This window comes from Stenotrophomonas sp. FW305-C-20-S1 (genome assembly GCF_058783335.1).
This window is the reverse complement of the sequence record NZ_JBYTEK010000002.1, coordinates 182976-207345: the sequence shown is the minus strand read 5'-3', so window position 1 is coordinate 207345 and position 24370 is coordinate 182976. Positions and strand designations below refer to the sequence as shown.

The 24370-nt window shown below is 66.2% G+C and carries 15 protein-coding genes and 1 tRNA gene; 8 read left to right on the top strand and 8 right to left on the bottom strand.

The genetic code is table 11. The features are described 5' to 3' along the window. Positions 1-40 precede the first annotated feature (40 nt). The gene (gene aceE / locus AC3WTC_RS02645; protein WP_492710419.1) at positions 41-2713 is read right to left on the bottom strand and encodes a pyruvate dehydrogenase (acetyl-transferring), homodimeric type; all 2673 of its coding nucleotides are present in this window, start codon (positions 2711-2713) and stop codon (positions 41-43) included. A gap of 272 nt (positions 2714-2985) precedes the next feature. Between aceE and AC3WTC_RS02640 the strand changes: the two genes are divergently transcribed. From AC3WTC_RS02640 to AC3WTC_RS02625, 4 genes are all read left to right on the top strand, one after another. Then, positions 2986-3501 (top strand): RNA polymerase sigma factor, encoded by a 516-nt coding sequence (locus AC3WTC_RS02640; protein WP_025878928.1) that lies wholly within the window; start codon positions 2986-2988, stop codon positions 3499-3501. Next, positions 3498-4535, top strand: coding sequence for a FecR family protein (locus AC3WTC_RS02635; protein WP_492710418.1), 1038 nt, complete (start codon positions 3498-3500; stop codon positions 4533-4535). The genes AC3WTC_RS02640 and AC3WTC_RS02635 overlap by 4 nt, the downstream gene beginning before the upstream one ends. 141 nt (positions 4536-4676) lie before the next feature. Further along, positions 4677-7610 carry a TonB-dependent receptor gene (locus tag AC3WTC_RS02630; protein WP_492710416.1) on the top strand — a complete coding sequence of 978 codons (2934 nt, stop codon included), beginning with the start codon at positions 4677-4679 and terminating at the stop codon, positions 7608-7610. An 11-nt stretch (positions 7611-7621) separates the two neighbouring features. Beyond that, positions 7622-9217, top strand: a complete 1596-nt coding sequence (locus AC3WTC_RS02625; RefSeq protein ID WP_492710414.1) for an alkaline phosphatase D family protein — start codon at positions 7622-7624, stop codon at positions 9215-9217. A gap of 55 nt (positions 9218-9272) precedes the next feature. Here AC3WTC_RS02625 and AC3WTC_RS02620 read toward each other — a convergent pair whose 3' ends face one another. The 4 genes from AC3WTC_RS02620 to AC3WTC_RS02605 all read right to left on the bottom strand — a co-directional run bounded on the left by AC3WTC_RS02620 (position 9273) and on the right by AC3WTC_RS02605 (position 16157). Next, the gene (locus tag AC3WTC_RS02620; protein WP_492710413.1) at positions 9273-11381 is read right to left on the bottom strand and encodes a phosphocholine-specific phospholipase C; all 2109 of its coding nucleotides are present in this window, start codon (positions 11379-11381) and stop codon (positions 9273-9275) included. Between the two features lie 10 nt (positions 11382-11391). After that, entirely contained in the window at positions 11392-13770 is a 2379-nt protein-coding gene (locus AC3WTC_RS02615; RefSeq protein ID WP_492710411.1) for a TonB-dependent receptor, read from the bottom strand. Between the two features lie 117 nt (positions 13771-13887). Beyond that, positions 13888-14814, bottom strand: coding sequence for a c-type cytochrome (locus AC3WTC_RS02610; RefSeq protein ID WP_032976525.1), 927 nt, complete (start codon positions 14812-14814; stop codon positions 13888-13890). After that, a complete protein-coding gene (locus AC3WTC_RS02605) occupies positions 14811-16157 on the bottom strand; it encodes a c-type cytochrome (protein ID WP_154881325.1) in 1347 nt (448 codons plus the stop codon). Before AC3WTC_RS02605 ends, AC3WTC_RS02610 begins: the two co-directional genes overlap by 4 nt. Before the next feature lie 183 nt (positions 16158-16340). Here AC3WTC_RS02605 and AC3WTC_RS02600 point away from each other — a divergent pair, with 183 nt between their 5' ends. Then, positions 16341-17492, top strand: coding sequence for an alpha/beta fold hydrolase (locus AC3WTC_RS02600; protein ID WP_032976526.1), 1152 nt, complete (start codon positions 16341-16343; stop codon positions 17490-17492). Positions 17493-17495: 3 nt separating this feature from the next. Here the strand turns inward: AC3WTC_RS02600 and AC3WTC_RS02595 are convergent, their stop codons facing one another. Then, entirely contained in the window at positions 17496-18635 is a 1140-nt protein-coding gene (locus AC3WTC_RS02595) for an MFS transporter (RefSeq protein WP_032976527.1), read from the bottom strand. A gap of 187 nt (positions 18636-18822) precedes the next feature. Between AC3WTC_RS02595 and AC3WTC_RS02590 the strand changes: the two genes are divergently transcribed. Together AC3WTC_RS02590 and AC3WTC_RS02585 are read left to right on the top strand one after the other, a co-directional pair. Then, on the top strand, positions 18823-19518 hold the full coding sequence (locus tag AC3WTC_RS02590) for an alpha/beta hydrolase (protein ID WP_492710407.1): 696 nt from the start codon (positions 18823-18825) through the stop codon (positions 19516-19518). Between the two features lie 157 nt (positions 19519-19675). Next, positions 19676-21871: a TonB-dependent siderophore receptor gene (locus tag AC3WTC_RS02585; protein WP_492710405.1), complete on the top strand. Its 2196-nt coding sequence runs from the start codon at positions 19676-19678 to the stop codon at positions 21869-21871. Positions 21872-21925: 54 nt separating this feature from the next. Here the strand turns inward: AC3WTC_RS02585 and AC3WTC_RS02580 are convergent, their stop codons facing one another. After that, on the bottom strand, positions 21926-22627 hold the full coding sequence (locus tag AC3WTC_RS02580; protein ID WP_025878940.1) for a pirin family protein: 702 nt from the start codon (positions 22625-22627) through the stop codon (positions 21926-21928). 141 nt (positions 22628-22768) lie between these two features. Between AC3WTC_RS02580 and AC3WTC_RS02575 the strand changes: the two genes are divergently transcribed. Continuing rightward, entirely contained in the window at positions 22769-23689 is a 921-nt protein-coding gene (locus tag AC3WTC_RS02575; RefSeq protein ID WP_025878941.1) for a LysR family transcriptional regulator, read from the top strand. A gap of 603 nt (positions 23690-24292) precedes the next feature. Here AC3WTC_RS02575 and AC3WTC_RS02570 read toward each other — a convergent pair. Continuing rightward, positions 24293-24369, bottom strand: a tRNA-Arg gene (locus AC3WTC_RS02570). Position 24370: the final 1 nt, after the last annotated feature.

Below are 24370 nucleotides of genomic sequence, written 5' to 3'. Positions count from 1 at the left end.
ACCCACAGAAGCGTGCTCTGCGGGTGCCGTTGCTGTTCTGTCATGCTGCGGCGGGATCGCGCTTGCCGGTGTCGATGCCGTACCGGTCGATCGCCTGCTGCAGCAGGCCCCGTTCCACATGCCCGTCATCGGCCAAGGCCTTCAGTGCCGCCAGTACGATGAAGTGACGATCGACTTCGAAGAACGTGCGCAGCGATTCGCGAGTATCCGAGCGGCCAAAGCCATCGGTGCCGAGTGCGATGAAGCGCCGGTCGTTGATGAAGGGGCGGATCTGGTCGCCGACGATCTTCATGTAGTCGGTCGCCACCACCACCGGGCCAGCATGGTCCTGCAGGCACTGCTGCACGTAGGGAACGCGCGGCTCGTCGGCCGGATGCAGCAGGTTCCAGCGCTCGGCAGCCAGGCCATCACGGCGCAGTTCGGTCAGGCTGGTGGCACTCCAGACATCGCTTGCGATGGCGAAATCCTGCTGCAGCAGATCGGCGGCGGCCAGCACCTCGCGCAGGATCGAGCCACTGCCCATCAGCTGCACGCGAGGCTGTGCCGTGCTGTCGGCAGCGGCGGGACGCAGCAGATGGAGCCCCTTCAGGATGCCGGCTTCGGCGCCGTCAGGCAGTGCAGGGTGCGGGTAGTTCTCGTTGAGCAGGGTGATGTAGTAGTAGATGTCTTCCTGGTCCACATACATGCGGCGCAGGCCGTCGTGGATGATCACTGCCAGTTCGAAGTTGTAGGTCGGGTCGTAGGACACGCAGCTTGGAATCACCGAGGACAGCACGTGGCTGTGGCCATCGTCGTGCTGCAGGCCTTCGCCCATCAGGGTAGTGCGGCCGGAGGTGGCGCCAAGCAGGAAGCCACGGGTGCGCGCGTCGGCCGCTGCCCAGGCCAGGTCACCGACGCGCTGCAGGCCGAACATCGAATAGAAGATGTAGAACGGAATCGTGGCCAGGCCGTGGTTGCTGTACGCGGTGCCCGCTGCGATCCACGAACAGATAGCGCCGGATTCGTTGATGCCTTCCTGCAGGATCTGGCCGTCCTTGGACTCCTTGTAATAGCTCAGCTGGCCGGCGTCCTGCGGGGTGTACAGCTGGCCCAGGAAGGAATGGATGCCGATCTGGCGGAACAGCCCTTCCATGCCGAAGGTACGCGATTCATCGGGCACGATCGGGATCACCAGCCTGCCCAGTTGGGGATCCTTGAGCAGGGTGGTGAGGATGCGTACGAAGCCCATGGTGGTGGATTGGCCACGATCACCGCTGCCCTGCAACTGCACGTTGAACGTGGACAGCGGCGGCAGCGGCAACGGATCGACCTGGGTCAGCCGTGCCGGCAGCTGGCCGCCCTGCGCCTGGCGACGCTGTGCGAAGTAGAGCGCCTCGGCGCTGCCCGGTTGCGGGCGCAGGTAGGGCATCTCTTCCAGCTGCCCGTCGCTGACCGGCAGGTCGAAGCGGTCACGGAACGCACGCACCGCGTCGGCGCTCATCTTCTTCAGCTGGTGGTTGATGTTCTGGCCTTCGCCGGCCTCGCCCATGCCGAAGCCCTTCACCGTCTTGGCCAGCACCACGCTCGGGCGACCGCTGGTGTTCACCGCCTGCTGGTAGGCGGCGAATACCTTCTGCGGATCGTGGCCGCCGCGTGCCAGTGCCCAGATCTCGTCGTCGCTCATGTCCGCCACCAGCGCCAGCAGTTCCGGGTAGCGCCCGAAGAAGTGTTCGCGCACGTAGGCGCCGCTCTGCGACTTGAAGGTCTGGTAGTCGCCATCCACGCACTCCATCATGCGCTGGCGCAGCAGCCCGCTGTGATCGCGTGCCAGCAGCTCGTCCCAGCCGCTGCCCCAGATCACCTTGATCACGTTCCAGCCGGCGGCGCGGAAGGTGCCTTCCAGTTCCTGGATCACCTTGGCGTTGCCACGCACCGGTCCGTCCAGACGTTGCAGGTTGCAGTTGACCACGAACACCAGATTGTCCAGGCGCTCGCGCCCGGCCAGCGAAATGGCCGCCAGCGACTCGGGCTGGTCCATTTCGCCGTCACCAAGGAAGGCCCAGACCTTGCGGCCCTGGTGCTGCTTCAGCCCCCGGTATTCCAGGTAGCGCATGTAGCGGGCTTGATAGGCCGCCGTCAGCGGGCCCAGGCCCATCGACACAGTGGGAAACTGCCAGAACCCGGGCATCAGCCGCGGGTGCGGATACGAGGACAGGCCCTCGCGTCCGGCTTCGCGGCGGAAGTTGTCCATCTGCTCGGCACTGATGCGGCCTTCCACGTACGCCCGGCCGTAGATGCCCGGGGCCGAATGACCCTGGATGTAGATCATGTCGCCGTCGAAGGTTTCGGTCCGTCCACGGAAGAAGTGATCGAAGCCCACGTCATACATGACTGCTGCGGACTGGTAGGTGGCGATGTGGCCGCCGACATTGGAATGCCTGCCGGCACGCAGCACCATCACCATGGCGTTCCAGCGGATCATCGCGTTCAACCGCCGCTCGATGGCCAGGTCACCCGGGTAGGCGGGCTGGCGTTGGGGGGGAATCGTGTTGGTGTAGGCGGTCCACGCGCGGGTGTGCAGGTCGCCATGCTGCTGCACATCGAGTGCATCGAGCTGGTCCAGCAGATAGTGCGCGCGGGGGCGGCCGCCGGCCTCGATCACCGCCTGCAGGGACTCGCGCCATTCGCGGGTTTCCTGCGGATCGGCGTCGAGAGGGAAATGTGCCTGGTTCATGCTGCGTCTCCAGAGAGCGCCGGTTCTGCACCTGCACGGCACCGCCGGCAGGGCGACAGCTCTGGAGCGGAGTCGCGCCGGCAGGTCCGTGGCGCGGGGGCGGCCGTGGTGGCTGCCGAGGAGACAAGCGTAGGCGCCGTATCGGCTGGCGGGTAGACGGGCGACGATTGGGTCTGCGCGAACCTTCGCTTGGCCATGCAGCGCTGCAATGCGGATGTCATCGTTGGTGTGCACCCTGCTGGGTTTTCCAGCCTCGGGGTGGTTGGTCGGTTGTGAACAGCGTCAGGATCTGGGAGAAGAGCTACGCCTTGCGGCGCCGCCTGCTGCGTGGCTTCTTCCTTCGGCGTGGTTCACAGGCTGCCGATGCCGAGGACCTGGCCCAGGAGGTCTACCTGCGGCTGCTGCGCAGTACCGGCGAAGATGCCCAGGCGATCGAGAACCCCGAAGCCTATCTGTTCGCGGTGGCGGCCAACCTGGCGCGTGAACAGGCACGCTCGCGCTCCGGCCTGCCACAGATCGAGGACGTCGACCTGCTGGCCGAGGTACTGCGCAGCGAGGAGGACATCGAAGCTGATTTCGAGCGGGCACAGCGCTGGAGCGGAATCCGCGGCGCCATCGCGCAACTGCCGCCGACAACGCGGCGGGTGATGGAGCTGCACTATCGCGATGGGCTGGATTGCCGGCAGGTGGGGGCACAGCTGGATGTGTCGGTGCACATGGTGCGCAAGCACATCGGCAAGGGACTGGATGCCTGCAGGAAGGCGCTCGGCGCCGGGAAGGATGGATGAACCGGCAGGAGCCTGCAGCGATGGATGACGAGGTGGCCGAGCAGGCCGCGCACTGGTTCCTGTGCAATCGCGAGGGTGACCTGAGCGCCGCTCAGCGCAACGAGTTCATGGCATGGATGAAGCGCTCTCCCGAACACATACGCGCGTACCTGCATGTCCTGCACGTGCACCGGCAGGTAGGCGCGGTGATGGTGGCGTACGGACAGGAGCAGGGGGACAGGGCCGCGTTGCCGGAGCTGCCGGCAACGGCGAAAGTCGTGCCGTTGTTTGCCGTACCGGTGCCCGTGCCGAACGCCGTGGTCCCATCGCGATCACGCCGGCCACTCTGGAGGCGGGTGGCTGCGGTGGCCTGCTGCCTGTTGCTGGTGGCCGGACTGGTGCCGTGGCTGATGCCTCGCGAACAGATGCTGATCGCCGGCCACGGGCAACTGCGTGAGGTGGTGCTGGCTGACCGGACCCAGGTGCGCCTGAACGCAGACAGCCGTCTGCGGGTGAACATCGGCTGGTTCAGCCGTCGGGTTGAACTGCTGAGCGGCGAGGCCACGTTCGATATCGCAGCGGATCGCCGGCCGTTCGAGGTGCAGGTTGGCGATCTGCAGATCCGCGACATCGGCACCGTGTTCGATGTCTCGCGTCGTTTGCAGAGCACGCGCATCGGTGTGGTGTCCGGCGAAGTGGAGGTCTGGACCGCCGGCAGCGGGCAACGACGGCTGGCGCAGCTGCCTGCCGGGAAGGTGGTCCAGGTCGATCACCGCAGCCATGCGGTGCAGCCATTGGAAATACCGATGTCCATGCTGCTGGACTGGCAGCAGCGCCGGGTGTCGTTCCGCGATGAGCGGCTGGACGAGGTGGCGGCTGCCTTCAACCGCCACAACCAGGTACAGGTGCGGCTGACCGATGACGCGGCGCGCGCGGCGCGCCTGTCAGGCAGCCTGGAGGCGCACCGGGTCGCAGCGCTGCAGGCATTCCTGCAGCGGGACGCGCGCTTCGTCATCCGCCGCGAAGCGGACACGGTGTGGGTGTCCAGCCGTTGATCGCGGTTCGGCGAAGGGCTGTCAGAAAAAATTCATCGAATCGGCGTTCTCCACTTCCGCCGATGCCGGCTCTTACTTGGGAGAAGCCGCCGTCGCATGCCGACGCGGTACCAGCAGTCCTCTCTCCTCCAAGGAACCGTGATGCGCAAGAAGCTCTATCTGTCGGTGGTACTGGCCTTGTCTCCCTGTCTGGGTGCGCATGCACAGGCGGCGTCGGCCAATGGGCTTGAGACCCGGGTCACCGCAGCGATCGCCGCGCAGCCGCTGAGCCAGGCGCTGGAGCAGCTGTCACGCAGTTCGGGCGTGCAGTTCCTGTACGCCGGCGCGGGCGCTGCACCCATGGCGGGCGCGGTACCGCGAGGAGCCACCGTCAAGCAGGCGCTGGACACGCTTCTGGCCGGCACCGGCCTGCGCTACACGGTGGTGGACGGCAACGTGATCGCCATCGACGCGGCACCGGTCTCGCGGGAAAGCCGGCAGGCCGCACCGGCATCGCGCCCACCGGAAGCGGTGGTGGCCCCGACCCTGGGCACGGTCAAGGTGATCGCCGCCCATGAGGTCATCGACCAGAAGAAGACCTCGCCGGTGATCAAGGATTCGGTGATCTACGACGAGATGGACAGCTATGGCGATGAAACGCTGGCCGAGAGCCTGATGGCCGCGCCCGGCCTGAGTGCGGTGGAGGATGCGGGCGAACCGCGTTACGTGACCGTGCGCGGCGTGCAGGCCAATCTCAACTACACGACCATCGACGGCATCGCGATCGCAAGCGTGGGCGGCAGTGGCTCCGGCGAGCGCATGAACAACCTGCAGCTGATTCCCAGCGACATCGGCACCCGCACCGACATTTACAAGAGCTTCAGCGCCGAGCAGGCACCGGATGCCATCGGTGGTGTGATCGACATCATCAGCCGCAGCGCCTTTGACCGCTCCGGCAAGTACGTGTTCGCCGACGTGGCCGGCATCTATTCCACGGCCGAGACCAATGTGGGGCGCAGCGCGGGGGGCGACCACAAGACCTTGGGCCACTTCGGCAAGAGCGCCAAAGCGGTGTTCTCCAATCAGTTCGGCGGCGATGATCAGTTCGGCATCGTCGCGGTCGCGCGCTACGAACAGCGCTCGCGCAACAGCGTCAAGCGCTGGGTGGAATCGAACTACTACTACAACGATGCCGGCAAGTACCTCACCGATGGAACCACCGGCCCCGACGAGGCGAAAGGCTGGAACGGCCTGCGCGCGCCGGGCAACTTCAGCACCGGCACCTACACCAACTACATCACCAACTTCGGTGGCTCGGCCAAGCTGGAATGGAAGCCATCGGACGACCCGTTCTATGCCTCGCTGCTGCTGTACTCGTACCGGTTCTACGAGAACTCGACGATGAACAAGACCGATCTGTATGGCAACGCCAAGTTCCCGATACGCAACCAGAGCGAGGACGGCGGCACCACACAGATCAACAGCATCTACATCAAGAACCGCCACGACCGCTGGGACCGCAGCAACCGCGGCGCGATCGCCAGTTTCAACTGGGATATCGGTGGCCTCTCGCGGCTGACCCTGCGTGCCGGCCACACCGAAGAGACCTTCCACAACAACCAGGTCTACTGGGGCGTGCGCGCCTACCCGAGCAACCTGTTCGTTGACTATGCCAACGACAGCCATGGTTTTCCGAACGCCGTGGGTGTTTCCGATTCCAGCCTGCTGACCAGTTCGGCGTTCAAGCTCAATCCGGCGCAGGCCTATATCTCGCCGCGCGACGCCAAGGAAAGCGTCGACAACCTGCGCGCCGACTTCAGCTACAACATCGATGCCGATGCACGCGGTTTCGGTCTGGCTGCCGGTGCCGAGTATCGCCACCTGAAGATCTGGCAGGACATCGATTTCGATTACTACAAGACCAGCGCGACCTTGAACGACTATCTGTACCCGGGTTCGACCCTGCTTGGCAGCGTTCCCGGTTTCCCGTTGATCGACAACCGCAAGTGGCATGACGAGCTTTACCCGAAGCTGGGCAACAACGATGCGGCGTACCCGAATGCCGACTTCACCAGCGATTACAAGTACGTGGAAGACGTTGCCAACGCCTACGTGTCGGCGCATTACGCCTGGGCCCGGCTGCTGCTGATCGGCGGCCTGCGCTACGACCACACCACCTTCGATGCGTTCAGCCCGTTCAGTGAGGATGGTGGCACCACCTACACGTCTGCATTCCGCAAGAGCAGTGGCGGCTACAACAACCTGCTGCCGTCGCTGAACGCCACCTTCAAGCTGAGCGAAGACCAGCGCCTGAGGTTCTCCGCCAGCCGCACGCTGGGCCGGCCGACGCCCAGCAACATCGCCCAGGCCACCAGCACCAGCTGCGGCGACGACGAGCTGGGCGGAGGCTTCTGCACCATCAAGCAGGGCAATGCCTCGCTGCAGCCGCGCCGCTCGACCAACCTCGATCTTGCCTGGGACCTGTACTTCAACGGCAACAACGGCCTGGTCTCGGTGGCGTTGTTCGACAAGGTCATCAAGGACGACATCTACACCCTGACCACGTTCGAGAACGTCGGCGACATCCGCTACCGGATCACCCAGCCGATGAACACCGATGAGTCGACGCTGCGCGGTGTCGAGTTCGCGGTAGCCAACCGCAACCTGCAGTGGGGCCGCCACCGCTTCGACATGTACCTCAATGCCACCCGCCTGGACGGGCAGACCAACTACCGCATCAGCGACGGCAGCGAGCGCCGCCTGGACCGCCTGCTGTACCAGCCGGACTGGTCGGTGAACGGCTCGGTGATCTGGCGCATGCCATGGAAGAGCTCGCAGCTGCGCGTATCCGGCACCTACCGCAGCCGGATGCTGGTCGACTTCGGCGATACCCAGTGGCTGGATTCGTACTACGACCCGCACATGACCTTCAACCTGGCCTTCAGCCACAAGGTCAGCAAGCACGTGACGCTGAAGTACGAGGCCAAGAACCTGTTCAACACCCAGCCGACCTACAGCACCGGTCCGAACGGGCGCTTCCGCACCGAGATCGATGACTACGGCCGCTTCTTCTACTTCCACATCATCTACAACTGAAGGCGACCGTCGTGGATACGATCAATCGCAGGCGTTTCCTTGCCCTGTCCGGACTTTCCGCATTGGGTGCGTGGGCGGGAACGGCCCGCGCGCTGGCCGCGCAGAACGATGTGGCAACGCTGAATCCGCGCAACCTGCTCGCATCGCCGCGCTTTGCCAGTACGCCGTTCACTCTCGGCGTGGCATCGGGTGATCCGTCGGCCGACGGCGTGGTGCTGTGGACGCGGCTGGCCACCGAGCCACTGGTGTTCGGTGGCGGCATGCCAACCCGGCCGATGGCGGTGGCATGGCAACTGGCCGCCGACGAGAGCATGCGCACCGTGGTGCGGCAGGGCACCGCGCTGGCCCACCCCGAGCTTGGCCATGCGCTGCACGTGGAACTGGACGGCCTGCTGCCGGGGCGGCCGTACTGGTACCGCTTCACCGTGGGAGGCCATGCCAGTGCGATTGGCCGCACCCGCACCCTGCCTGCGGCCAACGCACGGGTCGACCGCGTGCGCTTCGCGGTGGCCGGTTGCCAGCACTACGAGGAGGGGCACTACAGTGCATGGCGGCACATTGCCGAGGAGCCGCTCGACTTCGTGTTCCATTACGGCGATTACATCTACGAGGGCGAAAGCCAGCCTGGCGTGCGCAGGATGAACGGCCAGCCGTTCACCAACCTGCGTAACCATGTTGGCCCGCAGACCTACACGCTCGACGACTATCGCCGGCGCTACGCGCAGTACAGGACCGATACGGACCTGCAGGCCGCGCACGCCGCGTCGCCGTGGTTCGTCACGTTCGATGACCACGAAGTGGACAACAACTGGGCCGGCGCCGAGGACCAGGACGGCACGCCCAGTGAAGTGTTCCTGCTGCGCCGCGCACAGGCATTCCAGGCGTACTACGAGAACATGCCGCTGCGTGCTTCGTCGTTCCCGCGCGACGGCCATATGCAGATGTACCGGCGCGCGCGCTATGGCACGCTGCTGGACCTGCACCTGCTCGATACCCGCCAGTACCGCAGCAAGCAGGTGGACATCGCGCAGCGCGGGCAGGTGGAATCTCCCGAACGCAGCATTGTTGGCGCAAAGCAGGAGCAATGGCTGTTCGACGGCCTGGCCGATGCCGCACCGCGCTGGCACACCATCGCCCACCAGGTTTCGCTGGGCAACTACCTGCGCGAGAAGGAGGGCCTGGTGCAGGCCTCCGACGACCAGTGGTCCGGTTATCTGTCCAGCCGCCGCCGCCTGCTCGATCACATCCAGAAGGTGGGCTTCGGCAACGTGGTAACCGCCTGTGGCGATGCGCACCGCCACTATGCCAGCGACCTGGTGCAGGACAATGCCGATTCCGGGGTGATTTCCAGTGAGTTCCTGGCCACTTCGATCACGTCGGGCGCGGACGGGCAGGGCGTGGATGCCTATGCAGAGAACCAGCTGCGGCACAGTCCGCACCTGAAGGCGACGACGGACAAGCGTGGTTATGTGCTGTGCGACGTCACCCGTGATGCCTGGATCGGTGACATGAAGACGCTCGATACGGTCATGCAGCCGAACGGCGCGCTGCAGAGCTGGAAGCGCTATGCCGTGGAGCACGGCCGGCCGGGGTTGCAGGAGGCCTGAGCGGGATGTCCCACCCTGTGGAGCCGAGCACGCGCCCGGCTCCACAGAATCACTTTCAGCCGTGATCGAAGCGCAGCGGTTCGCTGCCCATGGCAGGGTCGCTGGTGCCAGGCCGGCCGTCTTCGGCACGTCCGGCGAGGCGTTGCTCGACGCCCTGCGAGCGCACGATCAGGTCGTACCAGCCTGCGGTTGGTGCGGGATCCCAGGCCAGTACGGTTTCCGCGCCGGCCACCAGCTGCAGTTCGCGGGTGGGCATGTGGCCGACGTAGGCGCCGGCCTGCACCTGGACCTTCCGCGCTGAAGGCGATGGATTGCGCAGTGTCAGGCGCATCTGGCCGTCCGCGCGCTCCACGTGCGCGTGCAGCGGCGCGAGCGTGCCATCGCCGCGATAATGGCGATGGAATCCATTCGGTCCCAGCAGCCAGAGATCGTAACGACCCTGCGCATCCAGCGGCCAGCGATCCTGCAGCGGGGCACCTGGTACCACGGTGTAACGGCGCGGAACGGCGTCCAGGCGCAGGCGGTCGTATACATGCAGCACGGCCGCGGCGCCATCGCTGGCCAGCTGCAGGGTGAGACCAGCGCCATCCACCGATGTGGCCTGCACGTGCGGCCGATAGGGCAGTGCCCGTGCAGGACGTACGCCGGGCTCCTGGCGGGCCGGATGCAGGCCATCGGGCAGCGCGGGCACGGTACGGCCGGGCAGGGCGGCGGCGCGCGCGGCGACAGCGGTGACATCGGGCAGCGCCTTGGCGAAGGGGCGGGTGTCGCGCTGGCCGAAGTCGAAGGCGTTGCTCAGATCACCGCAGACCGCACGCCGCCACGGCGAGATGTCCGGCGCGGCGACGCCGAAGCGGCGCTCGATCAGACGCAGCACCGACGTGTGGTCGTACACCTGCGAGTCGACCCAGCCGCCGCGGCTCCACGGTGAAATCACATACAACGGTACGCGCGGGCCAAGCCCATAGGGGCGCCCACGCAGCTCGGCGGCATCGTATTTCTCGTCGCCTGGTGCCGGGTGGCGGTGGTACTCGCCCTCGGTACTGACCGCCGACGCACCGGCCCAGCCGGCACCAAGCGGGGAGGGCGGTGCCGGTGGCGGCACATGGTCGAAGAAGCCATCGTTCTCATCGAACATCAGCAGCAGGGCGGTACGGCTCCACACCTCTGGATCGGCGGTCAATGCATCCAGCAGGCGCGCGGTATAGGCGGCGCCCTGCGCGGGACTGGACGGCCCGGGGTGCTCGCTGCCGGCTGCGTCGGCGATGATGAAACTGACCTGCGGCAGGCGGCCGCTGATCGCGTCCTCGCGCAGCTGCGCCAGGCCACGGGTACTGACGCCGCGCGCGCGCAGCTCCGGGTCATGCCCCGGGGCGCCGCGGTACGCCTGGCGGAAGGTCTCGAACCCGGCAAGCGGGTTGTCGGTGAAGTTGTCGGCCATGTCCTGGTAGATCTGCCAGGACACGCCGGCCTGCTGCAGCCGCTCGACATAGCTGGCCCAGCGGTACGAGTCCGGATGGCCGCCCAGCTCGGGGAAATTGTCGTGCGAATTGGCGATCACCGGGCCGCCTGCCTGGCCCTGGGCGTCGTTGTGGCCGGTCCACAGGAACACGCGGTTCGGGTTGGTGCCGGCCTGCATCGCGCAGTGGTAGGCATCGCACAGCGTGAACGCATCGGCCAGAGCGAACTGGAACGGCATGTCGCTGCGCTGGAAGTAGCCCATCGAATGGTTCTGCTTGGCCTTGGGCCAGTGCGCCATGCGCCCGTGGTCCCACGCCTGCTGTGCATCAGGCCAGGTGTGGGGCGTGCCTTCCACCCGCATGTAGCCGAAGTGCGCAGCGGTATCCAACGGAAAGGGGGCGATGGCGCGTTGTCCGCTGGCGTCGGGCTGCAGCCACAGGCTGCGCGGGCGGTCGCCACCGGGCAGCGGCGATGCCGGGGCAACGAAACGGTCACCGAAGCCACGCACGCCCGGCAACGTGCCGAAGTAGTGGTCGAACGAGCGGTTCTCCTGCATGAACACCACGATGTGCTGCAGGTCCTGCAGGCTGCGCGTGCGCGAAGCAGGGGCGATCGCTGCTGCCCGGGCGATGCTGGGCAGCAGCGGCGAAAGGCCGGCGGCGACGCCGGCCTGCAACAGTCGGCGTCGGCCGGTATCAGTCACAGGGTCACACTCACAGGTCCGCGCGGAAGGAGATGCCGACGGTGCGCGGGGCGCCGATGAAGGCGTTGTCGCGGCCGTCCACCCCTGCAAGATAACGCTTGTCGGTCAGGTTGCTCACCACCAGGTTGGCGCCCATGCCCTTCAGGCGCGGCGACAGGCCCTGCAGGTCGAAGCCGATGTTGGCGTTGAACACGGTGGCCGAGGGCAGCTTGTTGACGTTGGCCGCATCCAGGTAGCGTTCGCCCAGGTAGCGGCCGGACAGGCCGAAGTTCCAGTTCTCACCCTGCCAGTCGGCCGATACCACCAGGATCTGCTCCGGCTGGCCGATCACCTTGGCGCCATCGACGATGCCCAGCTGCGTGTCGCGCGCGTCGTTGCCGCTGCCCAGGTACTTGGACCGGTTGTAGGTGTAGGCCGCATTGATGCGCCAGCCATTGTCCCAGCCGTAGCCGAAGGCCGCTTCCAGGCCGTTGCTCTCCACGCCGCCGAAGTTCTCGTAGACGCCATCGGTCTCGCCGAGGTAGTCGATGCCGCTGACCAGGCCGGCCGGCAGGTAGACGATGCGGTTGTCGAACTTGATGTTGTACAGGGTGACCGAGGCGGTCAGCGGCCAGCGGCTGATGCGCATGCCCAGTTCGATGTTGTCGGCGGTCTCCGGTTCGACGTTGCGGAAGCGCTGGGGATCGGTTTCACCCAGCACCCCGGACGGGATCGCGGCGAAGTTCTGCGAGTAGCCGGCGAACAGTTCCATGCCCTCCACACCCGGGGTCCAGGTGAAGCCGGTGGACAGCAGCGGATCGGACTTCGAGTCGGACTTCACATTCTCGGCGGCGCCGATCACGCGGCGGCGGGACTGGTCGACGAAGAACTGCTTTACGCCCAGGCGCGCGCTGAACGGGCCGAAGCGGGCCACGTCCTCGACGTAGTACATCTGCTCATCGACCTTGTACTTGTCCTCGAACTGCACCCAGTAGGGCTGGTGGTCGAAGGCGATGTCCTGGCCGACGTTGAGCAGGCGGTGCCAATCGCGGCGCACGGAACGGTCCAGCTTCTCCACCCACAGCCCGCCGCGTATGGTGTTGTCGATGGCGCCGAAGGTCTGCCGCCATTCGACGTCGGCGGTCACGCCCACGCGATCGTTGTCGTAGTGGGAATGGCGGTAGGACTGCGCGCCCTGCACGTTGCCGGCGTAGCAGTTGGGGTCGTACTCGGCGCTGAAGCCGAGTCGCGGCGTGCAGCTGGCCAGGCGCTGGGCGGAACTGCCGTCGGGGTTCACGAAGTAGATCTGGCCGCGGTTGCTGCCACCGTAGACCGTCCTGCCGCCGAGGTACTCCGACTGCGGGCGACCGGCACCGTCGTCGTTGACGTCGGCCAGGTACGGCGGCAGCCAGTCACCGCGGCCCTGCATGCGGTGCCCGTAGGCGGCCATCGAGGCCTTGAAACCGTTGCCGCCATCGAAGGCTGCGCGCAGGTAGCCGAACGTGTTCTCGCGCAGTGCGCGCGAACCGGAGCGGTAGTTCTGGTCCAGGTACGGAATGCCGGTCAGGGTGCCGACCAGGCCGTCGCGGTCGGGGTTGGTGGCGAACCCCTTCGGCGAAACACTGGTGTACTCCGGCTCGTCGGCATCGTTGTAGGACAGGTAGCCGGTCAGGGTCCAGCGGTCCAGCTCGGTGATGAACTTGCCGGCGATGTTGTCGTTGCTGGTGTGGCCGGTGCCGTCGATCCAGTCATGCACGCGCGCCGACGATGCGCTGATCCACGCGCGGGTGTGTCCTGCAAGCAGGCCGGTGTCGTAGCGCACGTAATACTTGCGCGCTTCATTGTCACCGGCACCCACCACCATGCGCAGTCGCTGCTCCTGCAGTGGGTCGCTGGTGAGGAAGTTCAGCGTGCCACCGAGTGCTTCGTTCGAGCGCGAGGAGATATCAGCCGTGCCCTGGCTCACTTCCACCGTTTCCAGGTCGAGCGTGTCGATGTAGCGGTTGGCCAGCGAGCCGCCGCCATAACCGGAACCACCATTGGGCAGGCCATCGATGGTGGTGCCGATCTGCTGGGTGTCGCGGTTGGTGACAAAGCCGCGCATGCTGATCTGCGTGCCCCACACCGACGAACCGGTGGCATCGGCTTCGCTGACGACCACGCCGGGCACTTCGTTGAGCGCGCCATTGACGCTGCTCAACACGGTCTGCCGGTTCAACGTTTCCTGGCGCACCGAGGTCTTGGCATAGCTGGTGGCCTGGCCGATCACCTGTACCTGGTCCAGGGTCCGCGCGTCGGCGCTTCGCGTATCGGCCACATCGCCCTGCGGTGCTTCAGCCAGGGCATCCAGTGCGGGAGCAATCAGCAGGGCAAGCAGCGAGATACGGGGAAAGCGCGCAATCGTTCGCATCGAAACCGGACCTTCAAGGGAGGAAAGTCCGGGAGTGTCGGCAGCGCCGATGACATGGCGGTGACGCGCAGATGCAGGGAGTGTGTTGTGTGACCGCCGGCAAGGCCGGGGCATTGCTCAGTAGCGCGCGTCCTTGGGTTTCGGATCGCGCGGCCAGTCCTTGGCCTTGCCGGCGAAGTCCGGGCGCGGCTGGTTGATGAAGTAGCTGGCGATATCCACCGCGTCCTGGTCGGGCATCACCTGCTGGCCCAGTGGCGGTTCACGGGTCGTTGCCGGCGGCATGTTGTGCTTGACGAAGCCTGCGGCCTTGTACAGCCGCGCCATGCCGGCACCGATGTTGAAGCTGCGCTCGCCCCACAACGGCGGGAACGCGATATCGCCGCTGGCGTCGCGCCGGCCTTCGCCGTTGTCGCCGTGGCAGGCGGCGCACTGCGCGGCATACAGCGCCTGTCCACGTATCGGGTCCGGTGTCAGCGTGCTGTCGATCGGCCCTTCGCTGGGCGCGGCCACGCGCGCACCCTCTGGTACCGGGCGGCTCAGCCACGCCATGTATTCCAGCATCGCACGCATCTCCGGCGCGTCCTTGGCCAGCGGTTTGCCGTTCATCGAACGCTGCAGGCAACCGTTGATGCGCTCGGCCAGGCCGATTTCCCTGCCCGGTCGCGGCATGTAGCGCGGGTAGCTGCCGCCTCCGGTGTTCAAGTAGTGGTTGCCGAACGGTCGCTTGCCCTCGGCCATGTGGCACGAATTGCAGTTCAGATCGTTGCCGACGTTGTCCGGCAGCAGGCGTGCGGTCTCGTTGAGCAGGCGACGGCCGAACATCACCGCGTCGGCGTTGCCGAGGCTGGCGATCTCCTCGGCACTGGGCACGTGGTACTGGCCCACCACCTGGCCGTGGCTGTCGAGGATGTCCAGGGTCCTCGCGACTTCCGCGTCCAGGTCCGGGTACAGGTGCTGGTACAGCAGCGTGCCAGCACCGGCCAGCAGCACCGCAACGACCGCGCTGGCGATCAACACTGTCGAACGCTTCTTCGAACGCCTCATTGCGCCGTCTCCTGCGGGACCACATGCGCCGGCTTGTCACGCACCACCCGGCGCATGCGCGCTACGTCCAGTTCAGTGACCGCGCTGGCCTGGTTGCCCCAGCTGTTGCGGATGAAGGTGAGGATGTCGGCGAGCTGCGCATTGGGCAGCTGCTCGAAGCCCGGCATGGTGAATGCCATGCGGTCATGCGCGGTATGTGGCGTGCGCCCGCCGGTCAGGGTTACCTGCACCAGCGAGCTGGGATCATCGGCGAAGACGATGGAGTTGCCCGCCAGGGCAGGGTAGACACGCGGCATGCCGCGGCCATCTGCGCGATGGCAGGCCTGGCAGTGTTCGGCGTAGGCCAGCGAACCGGCCACCCGGTAGTCGCCGCCGCGCAGTGCGGCGGTCGTGGTGTCGGTGCCCGGCGTCCACTGCGCGCTGCGCCCTTCGCGGGCCGGCAGCTGCTTCAGGTACCGCGCCATCGCCAGCAGATCGGCGTCGGACAGGTACTGCGTGCTGTGCTCGACCACATCGGCCATGCCGCCAAAAGCTGCGGAGCGATCGGTGCGGCCGGTACGCAGGAACTCGACGATTTCGGCTTCGCTCCAGCTGGCCAGGCCGGTCTGTTCATTGCGCAGGTTCTTCGCGTACCAGCCTTCCAGCACCGAGCCGGACAGGAACTGGCGGCTGCCATCGTCGGCCATCGCCTTTTCCTGGAAGGCCAGCCCGCGCGGGGTATGGCACGCGCCGCAATGGGCCAGGCCTTCAACCAGTTCGGCGCCGCGCTGCTGGCCGGCATCCAGGGTGGGATCAGGGCTGAAGCTGCGCGGGCGTGCGAACAACAGCTGCCACCAGGCAAGCGGCCAGCGCATGTTTGCCGGCCACGGAATCGTGCTGTCGGCGTTGTCCTGCCGGACCGGCTGCACCGCACCCATGAAGTAGGCGTACAGCGCCTTGATCTCGGCATCGCTGGCGATCACGTACGAGGCGTAGGGCATGGCCGGATACAGCGGCTGGCCGTCATGGCGGATGCCACGCCGCACCGCGCGCTCGAAATCGGCGTAGTCGTATGCGCCGATGCCGGTCTCCGTGTCCGGTGTGATGTTGGTCGAGTACAGCGTGCCCATCGGGGTCTGCATGCCAAGGCCGCCGGCGAACGGCCTGCCGCCCGGTGCGGTATGGCAGGCGGCGCAGTCGGCAGCACGCGACAGGTACCGGCCCTGTTCGATCAGGGCCGGGTCGTGGATGTCGACCTCGGCGTGTTGCGGTGGGGCGAACCAGTACGGTGTACTGCGGGCGATGCCGTAAGCGGCGGCCAAGGTGGCGGCCAGGGCAATGGCGAGCTTGAACGGGGTGCGCATGCCGGCACTGTGGCCATTCGTGCGATGGCGTTCATTGATCCGGATCAATGCTTTGGCCGGTCGCGACATTGTGACAAGCTGAATCGATCCTGCGCTGTCATCAACCCGTCATCCAGCTGCGATAGATGGCGCCGGGCGTGGCCGCTAACCTGCCACGCTGTCGCACTTTTCCCCTGACTGCCCATGAAGCGCCTGCTGCTGCTTTTGCTGGCGTGCGCCGGCCTGTGGCTGGCTGCATGCTCTTCCTCGATGACGGCCTCGTCCACCTCGCTCAGCGACCGCCTGATCGCGCCCGGTGGCGTCTCGACCCTGCTTGATCAACCGCGTATCGCCGCAGCTGTGGCCGCGCTGCCGAACCGGCATGGCTTCGCCCCGGGCCGTGATGGCGTGCCGATCTTCTGGCGTGCTTTCGATCCGGGCGACTACGGTGCGCGCTACCACTACCTGCCGCAGCAGCACCAGAACGGCCTGCCGCTGGATACCGGGTTGAGCCTGTCCGTACCGCAGCCGTTCCGCGCGCAGGCGCCGCGCGGCACCGTGGTGCTGCTGCACGGCTGGATGATGAACGGTGATTCGATGCTGCCATGGTCGCTGCAGCTGGCCGAGTCGGGCTACCGCGTGATCACCCTGGACCTGCGCAACCATGGCCAGTCCGGCGCCGGTCCCTCCGGCTACGGCACCTACGAGTCGGACGATGTTGTGGATGTCATCGCCGAACTGCGCGCGCGCGGCGAAGTGACCGGCCCGCTGTACCTGTTCGGTGTTTCCTACGGCGCTGCCACCGCATTGTTCACCGCCGACAAGCTGGGCGATCAGGTCGCCGGCGTGGTGGCGATGGAATCGTTCGCCAATGCCGGGGTTGCGATCCGCACCATGATTCCGCATCTGATGGCTCTGCAGCCGGAAGGGTTGAAGGCACAGGCCATCGCTTCGTATGCACGCTGGCGCTACGGCAGCCAGGACATCAACCAGGTGGTGGCCGCCGCCAGCCGCCGCATCGACGTGGATCTGGACAAGGTGGATGTTGCCCGCGCGCTGGCCGATACCCGCGCCTGCGTGCTGCTGCTGCACGGGCAGGGCGACCAGCACATTCCGGTCAGCCAGGGCCGCGCGTTGGCGCAGGCCAATCCACGTGCGCACTACATCGAGATGCGCGGCGAAGATCACATCACCCTGCCGCTGCGGCTGGACCTGCTGGCCGGAGTGGTCGATGACTGGATGGCGCGCGACGAGCACCATCCGAAAGCCGCGTGTCCGGCACCGCAGTTGCCGGCCCAGGCCGAATGGCTGGTGCACGGCGTCGACACACCCGCAAAAACCCCAGCACGCGGCTGAGCTTCAGGGCAGGCGGCGGGCCAGCGAACGTGCAGATGCCGCTACACCCAGCAGCATCGCTGCCACGCACAGGAAGGCAAAGCCCAGGCTGGTGGCATGGGCGAGCGCGCCGATCGCTGCGGGGCCTGCAAGAATGCCGGCATAGCCCAGCGTGGTGACTGCGGTGATCGCAATGCTCTCCGGCATCGCGCGCTGCTGGCCGGCCATCGAGAACAGGGCGGGCACGATGTTGGCGCAGCCCAGGCCCACCAGCACGTAGCCGACCAGCGCCATGGCGAAGGAGGGCACCAGCGTGGCCAGCGCGAAACCGGCCGCAGCGGTGATGCCGCCAATGACGATGGTACGGGTGCGGCCAAGGCGCTCGACGATGCCATCGCCGAACAGGCGCATCGCCGTCATCGCCAGCGTGAACACGGCAAAACCGGCGCCGGCCTGGTCGCGCGGCACGTGGCGTATTTCGGCCAGGAACACCGCGCTCCAGTCCAGCATCGAACCCTCGGCCAGGAACACCACGAAGGCGAGCACGCTGATGAACAGCACCACGCCGTGCGGCAGGGCCAGCATCGGGCCGTCATGCAGAATGCGCTGCGGGCGCCAGTGCGGTGCCGACAACAGGGCCACCAGCAGCATCGCCGCCACGGCAACCAATGACGCCAGCCACAGGGGCGTGCCGAGAACCAGCAGGCCGGTCATGCAGCCGGCGCCGATGAAGCCGCCGATGCTGTAGAACGCGTGGAAGCCGGACATCATCGGCCGCCCTGCATCGCGCTCGACGGCCACCGCCTGCATGTTCATCGTGCAGTCCATCGCCCCCACACCCGCGCCGAACACGAACAGCGTTGCTCCCAGTGCCAGCGGCGTGGGGGCGAGCGTCAGCAGTGGCAGGGCGAGCAGGATCAAGGCCGTGGTCGCGATCATCAACCGGCGCGAGCCCAGGCGCGCGGTCAACGCACCGGCCAGTGGCATCGCCAGCAGCGAGCCGAGGCCAAGGCACAGCAGCAGCCCGCCCAGGCTGGCGTCGGACAACCCGGCCTTGGCCTTGGCGAAGGGCACCATCGGTGCCCAGGCAGCGGTGGCAAAGCCAGGAATGAAGAACGCAGCGCGGGTCGCGTGCTGCTGGGCGCGGGGAGAAGAGGGCGTCATGCGCGAGGAAGGCTCCAGAAGATCCCCTTCATGAAAACGTTTTCAGAAGCCATCGGCAAGTGCCATGGATGACATCGGGCGACGCATACGAATGCAGTGGTCCGGATGCGTCACCGTTGATTAACGCCATCAGTGGAGAGTAGCCCGACGGTCGGCATTCCGCCCGGCCGCCGCCGGAGATCAGCGCATGAGCACCACACCGACCATCCTCCTCGTCCATGGGTTCTGGGGCGGGGCCGCACACTGGGGCAAGGTCATCCTGGAGCTGCACCGCAAGGGCCACGACCAGGTGAAGGCGGTCGAACTGCCGCTGACCTCGCTGGTCAACGACGCCGAGCGGACGCGCAGGATGATCCGCCAGATCGATGGCCCGGTCGTACTGGTCGGGCACTCCTACGGAGGCGCGGTGATCACCGAAGCCGGCAACCAGCCGAATGTGCAGGCGCTGGTCTACATCGCCGCATTCGCGCCGGACAGTGGTGAGAGCCCCGGTGGCATCACCCAGCAGCACCTGCCCGAAGCAGCACCGAACCTCGCCCCGGACAGCGATGGCTATCTGTGGCTGCGTGCCGACAAGTTCCATGAGAGCTTCTGCCAGGACCTCAGTGCCGACGAAGGCTGGGTGATGGCGGTGACCCAGAAGGCGCCGCTGGTCAGCACCTTCGGCGATGCGATCAGCGATCCGGCGTGGAAGCACAAGCCGAGCTGGTACCAGCTTTCCAGTCAGGACCGGATGATCGCGCCACAGAACCAGAAGGCCATGGCCGAACGCATGCAGCCCAAGCGCCTGCTGCAGCTGGAGGCAAGCCATGCCTCGCTGGCCTCGCATCCCTCCGAAGTGGCAGCACTGATCCTGGAGGCCGTGGCTGCCGTCGACGGCTGACTAGCGCCAGGCAGAAGTCCCTGGTCAGGCACTGGCGCCACCCCACGACAGCGGGGGCGCAGGAGAGTAAACTCCTGCGCCGGCCGCCCTTGGCCGCATTTCCCCCTTCCCCTCGAGCCGCCGCCAGAGGATCCCACCCCTTCGTGGAGGTCCCGTCGTGTCGTCTGTGCCTGTTCGTTTTTCCGTGCTGTCCCTGCGTCGCCGCCCATTGGCGAAGGCCCTTGCCAATGGTCTTCTGCTGACCACAGTGGCCACTGCCGGCGCCGCCTCGGCGCAATCGGCGCCGGCTGAAGAAGAGGGCAAGACGCCCTCGCAGACGCTGCAGACCGTGCAGGTCACCGCCAACCAGCTGGGCACCATCACCGAGGGCAGCGGCGCGTACACGCCGGGTACCATCGCCACCGCCACCCGCCTGGTACTGACCCCGCGGCAGACCCCGCAGACCATCAGCGTGATCACCCGTGCGCAGATGGACGACTTCGGTCTGGATGGCATCGATGACGTGATGCGGGTGACCCCGGGCATCAGCATCGTCACCTACGACAGTGAGCGCACCGAGTACTACGCACGTGGTTTTGCCGTGCAGAACTTCCAGTACGACGGCATTCCGATGTCACGCGACTCGGCGTACTCGGCCGGCAATACGCTCAGCGATACCGCGATCTACGACCGCATCGAAGTGCTCAAGGGCGCCACCGGCCTGCTGACCGGCATGGGCGACCCCGGCGCGACCATCAACCTGGTGCGCAAGAAGCCGGGCAAGGAATTTGCTGGCAGTGCGACGCTGGGCGTCGGCCGCTGGGACGATTACCGTGCAGAAGTCGATGTCGGCGGCCCGCTGACTGCCGATGGCCGCGTGCGTGGGCGTGCGGTAGGTGCCTGGCAGGACAAGCATTCCAATCTGGATTTCTACCAGCGCACCAGCAAGGTCGGCTATGCCGTGCTGGAAGCCGATCTGGGCGAACGCACGCTGCTGACAGTCGGTGGCGACGTGCTGGAGAGCGATCCCAAGGGCTCGACCTGGGGCGGTATTCCGCTGCTGGACAGCCAGGGCAATTTCAACGACATGCCGCGCTCGTTCAACAACGGCACCCGCTGGAGCGGTTGGCGCCAATACGTGCGCACCGGCTTTGCCACGCTGGAACATACGTTCGACAACGACTGGGTAGCCAAGCTGCAGCTCAACCACCAGGTCAACGGCTACGATGCGGCACTGGCCGGTGCGGCCGGTGGCAATCCCGATCCGGTCACCGGCGAAGGCGTCTCGTTGTGGCTGGGCAAGTACGTCGGCAAGACGGTCAGCAACGCGGCCGACTTCTATCTGAGCGGCAATTTCGGCCTGTTCGGTCGCCAGCATGAACTGGTGGTCGGCGGCAGTGCCTCGCGCAAGCGCTGGACCAACACCGGCTATTCGCCGCAGCCCGGGTACCCGACCGCCGTTGCCGACTACAACAGCTGGAAGGGCGACATCCCGGAGCCGGAATGGCAGCGCGGTTATGGCAACAATGAGGTGACCCGCGAGAACGGCCTGTACGTGGTCGGTCGCTTCGACGTAGCCGACCCGTTGAAGGTGATCGTCGGCAGCCGCCTGGCCAGCTACCGTTCGCCGCAGACGCGCGAGACGGGCGTGTTCGTGCCTTATGCCGGCGTGGTCTACGACCTTGGCCAGCACTATTCGGTGTACGCCAGCTACAGCACCATCTTCAAGCCGCACAGCGAACGCGACGAACAGGGCAAGGCACTGGATCCGCTGGAAGGCCGCAGCTATGAAATGGGCCTGAAGGCGGAGTTCCTCGACGGCCGCTTCAATGCCAGCGCGGCACTGTTCCAGCTCGACCAGGACAATTTCGCCCAGCCTACAGGCGGCAAAACGCCCAACGGAGAAGACGCCTATCGCGCACTGATGGGCGTACGCACCAAGGGCTACGAACTGGAGATGTCCGGGCAGTTGGCCGAGGGCTGGCAGGTGCAGGGTGGCTTTGCGCACAAGATCGCCCGCCAGGCCGGCAGCAAGGTGACCACGCTGGAGCCGGAAAACCAGTTCAGCCTGCACACCAGCTACCGCCTGCGCGGCGACTGGCAGGGCCTGACCGTCGGTGGCGGTGCGCGCTGGCAGGACTCCACGTTCGGCGACATCACCAACCCGGCCAGTGGCACGTCGGTGGTTCATCGCACCCAGCCGTACTGGCTGCTGGATGCCATGGCCCGGTACCAGTTCAACGATCGCCTGTCGGCCACGGTCAACGTCAACAACCTGCTGGACAAGCGCTATTACACGATCTTCAGCTGGTACAGCACCTACACCTGGGGCGAGCCGCGCAACGTGCGGCTGGCAGTTACGTACAGGTTCTGATCGCGTTGCAACAGGACATGCCCGCGATGCCGGATGGCATCGCGGGCATGCTGGTTACAGCTTCAGGTCGAACACCAGTACTTCGGCGTCGTTGCCGTTTTCCAGGGTCAGCTGTGCCTCGTCGCTGACCTGCAGTGCGTCACCCGCTTCCAGGGTGATGCCGTTGACCTGCAGCTGGCCACGCGCCACCTGCACATACGCGCCGCGGCCGGCAGCCAGGGCGTGGTGCAGCTTCTGCTCGCCATCGAGGATGGTGGCGAAGATGCGCGCATCCTGATGGATGTGCAGCGAACCATCGGCGCCATCCGGCGAGGCGATCAGGCGCAGCTGGCCGCGCTTGCTCTCCGGCGTGAAGTGGGTCTCCTCATACGACGGCGCGATGTTCTCGGCCTCCGGGAAGATCCAGATCTGCAGGAAATGCACCGGATCGCTGGCCGAATGATTGAACTCGCTGTGGCTGACGCCGCTGCCTGCGCTCATGCGCTGCACGTCGCCGTAGCGCAGCACCGAACCGGTGCCCATCGAGTCCTTGTGTTCCAGCGCGCCGCCCAGCACGTAGGAGACGATCTCCATGTTGCTGTGGCTGTGGGTGCCGAAACCCTGGCCGCCGATCACCTTGTCTTCGTTGATGACCCGCAGCGGGCCGAAGCTCACATAGCGGGGGTCGTAGTAGCTGGCGAACGAGAAGGTATGGCGCGAGGACAGCCAGCCATGCTCGGCCAGGCCACGGGTAGCGCTCTTGCGGATCTGCAGCATGATGGAATCTCCTTGTTCGATGGTTTCGATGGGGCGGGGGGGGGCGGGTAGCCGCTGTGTTTCTCCGTTGAAGAGAAGTATCCGCTTGCACCTTGGGTTTGAAAAACGGATAGTTTTGACAGCCACCATCGAAAATTTCGAATGCTCAAGCTCAGCCTCGATGCCCTGCAGATCCTGGACGCGATCGACCGCCGAGGCTCCTTTGCCGGCGCCGGCAAGGCCCTGCACAAGGTGCCTTCGACCATTTCCTACACCGTGGCCAAGCTGGAAGAGGATCTGGGGGTGCAGCTGTTCGACCGGATCGGCCCGCGGGCGGAGCCGACCGAGGCCGGGCGCGCGCTGCTGGAGGAGGGCAGGCACCTGCTGCGTGCGGCCCGGGAGCTCGAGCTGCGGGTGCGGCGGGTGGCCTCGGGCTGGGAGGCGGAATTGACCCTGGCGGTGGATTCGGTGTTCCCGACCTGGCTGCTGGGGCCGGATATCGCCGCGTTCCGCGAGGTGGCGGCGCCTACCCGGCTGCGCCTGTTTGGCGAAGCACTGTCCGGTACCTGGGAAGCGCTGCTGGACCGGCGCGCCGACCTGTTGGTCGCGGCTCCCGGTGAGGGTCCCAGTGGCGGGGGCTACGTGGTCGAGCCGCTGGGCAGCGTTGATTTTGTGTTTGCGGTGGCGCCCGGGCATCCGCTGGCGTCCGTACCGGGTGTGCTGGGCCGCGAGCAATTGGCGCCGTATTGCGCGATCGCCGTGTCCGACTCGGCGCGGCGGCTGCTGCCACGAACGGTGGGGCTGTTGATGGGCCAGGAGACGTTGACCGTGCCGGACATGGCCAGCAAGTTGAAGCTGCAGTGCCAGGGGCTGGGATTCGGCTTCCTGCCCGAGCCCTGCGCGCGCGCGGCGGTGGCGCGCGGCCAGCTGGTGATCCGCGAGGTCGAGGAGCACAAGCCGGAAGAGACCTTCTGGTTGGCCTGGCGCACCGGCGAAGATGGCGCGGCCCTGCGCTGGTGGCGCGAGCGCCTGCGGCGGCCGGAGCTGCTGGCGCAATGGTGGCAGGCGATGGCAGAGGGGTAGGGTTCGGCAGGGCTGCGCCCTGCACCTGCAGTAGTGCCGGACGCTGGCCGGCAACCTCAACAGCAGCAGCAACAGCAACAGCAACAGCAACAGCAGAAGCTGGTTTCCTGTGGGGAGGCGGGGTGGGTCCGGTTGCGGGAGACGCCGTAAACCCGTCCATGGGGGCTTGGCCGCGGCATCCATGCCGCGGACACTCCCGCAACCGGACCCACCCCGCCTTCGACAGGTTTTCGCGATCTGCCGGAATGGCATGGGGTCAGATCCGTTTTCCTGCGGAAAACGGATCTGACCCCGAGTTGAAATCGAATATTTCGAAATAGGAAGGAAGAGCATCCACGCACGGCGTGGATCTACCGCAGATCGCGATGATCTGTCAGGGGCGGGGCGGTATGGGTAGGCAGGACCGTTGGCGCCATGGATGGCGCCATCGAGCCCCCATGGATGGGTTTACGGCGTGTCCTGCCTATCCATACCGCCCCGCCATCCCACGGAATGCCAGCTGTTGCTGTTGCTTGTGCAGTGGCTTCTGCAGGTGCAGGGCGCAGCCCTGCCGAAAAACACACATAAAAAAACAGCAGGCCGAGGCCTGCTGTTTCGGTGTAATGGTGCGCCCGGAGAGATTCGAACTCCCGACCGCCTGGTTCGTAGCCAGGTACTCTATCCAACTGAGCTACGGGCGCC

Bases quoted from the DNA above. Each gene is read 5' to 3' on its own strand.
- aceE (WP_492710419.1), bottom strand. From the start codon at position 2,713: ATGAACCAGGCACATTTCCCTCTCGACGCCGATCCGCAGGAAACCCGC.
- AC3WTC_RS02635 (WP_492710418.1), top strand. From the start codon at position 3,498: ATGAACCGGCAGGAGCCTGCAGCGATGGATGACGAGGTGGCCGAGCAG.
- AC3WTC_RS02630 (WP_492710416.1), top strand. From the start codon at position 4,677: ATGCGCAAGAAGCTCTATCTGTCGGTGGTACTGGCCTTGTCTCCCTGT.
- AC3WTC_RS02615 (WP_492710411.1), bottom strand. From the start codon at position 13,770: ATGCGAACGATTGCGCGCTTTCCCCGTATCTCGCTGCTTGCCCTGCTG.
- AC3WTC_RS02610 (WP_032976525.1), bottom strand. From the start codon at position 14,814: ATGAGGCGTTCGAAGAAGCGTTCGACAGTGTTGATCGCCAGCGCGGTC.
- AC3WTC_RS02605 (WP_154881325.1), bottom strand. From the start codon at position 16,157: ATGCGCACCCCGTTCAAGCTCGCCATTGCCCTGGCCGCCACCTTGGCC.
- AC3WTC_RS02600 (WP_032976526.1), top strand. From the start codon at position 16,341: ATGAAGCGCCTGCTGCTGCTTTTGCTGGCGTGCGCCGGCCTGTGGCTG.
- AC3WTC_RS02595 (WP_032976527.1), bottom strand. From the start codon at position 18,635: ATGACGCCCTCTTCTCCCCGCGCCCAGCAGCACGCGACCCGCGCTGCG.
- AC3WTC_RS02590 (WP_492710407.1), top strand. From the start codon at position 18,823: ATGAGCACCACACCGACCATCCTCCTCGTCCATGGGTTCTGGGGCGGG.
- AC3WTC_RS02580 (WP_025878940.1), bottom strand. From the start codon at position 22,627: ATGCTGCAGATCCGCAAGAGCGCTACCCGTGGCCTGGCCGAGCATGGC.
- AC3WTC_RS02575 (WP_025878941.1), top strand. From the start codon at position 22,769: ATGCTCAAGCTCAGCCTCGATGCCCTGCAGATCCTGGACGCGATCGAC.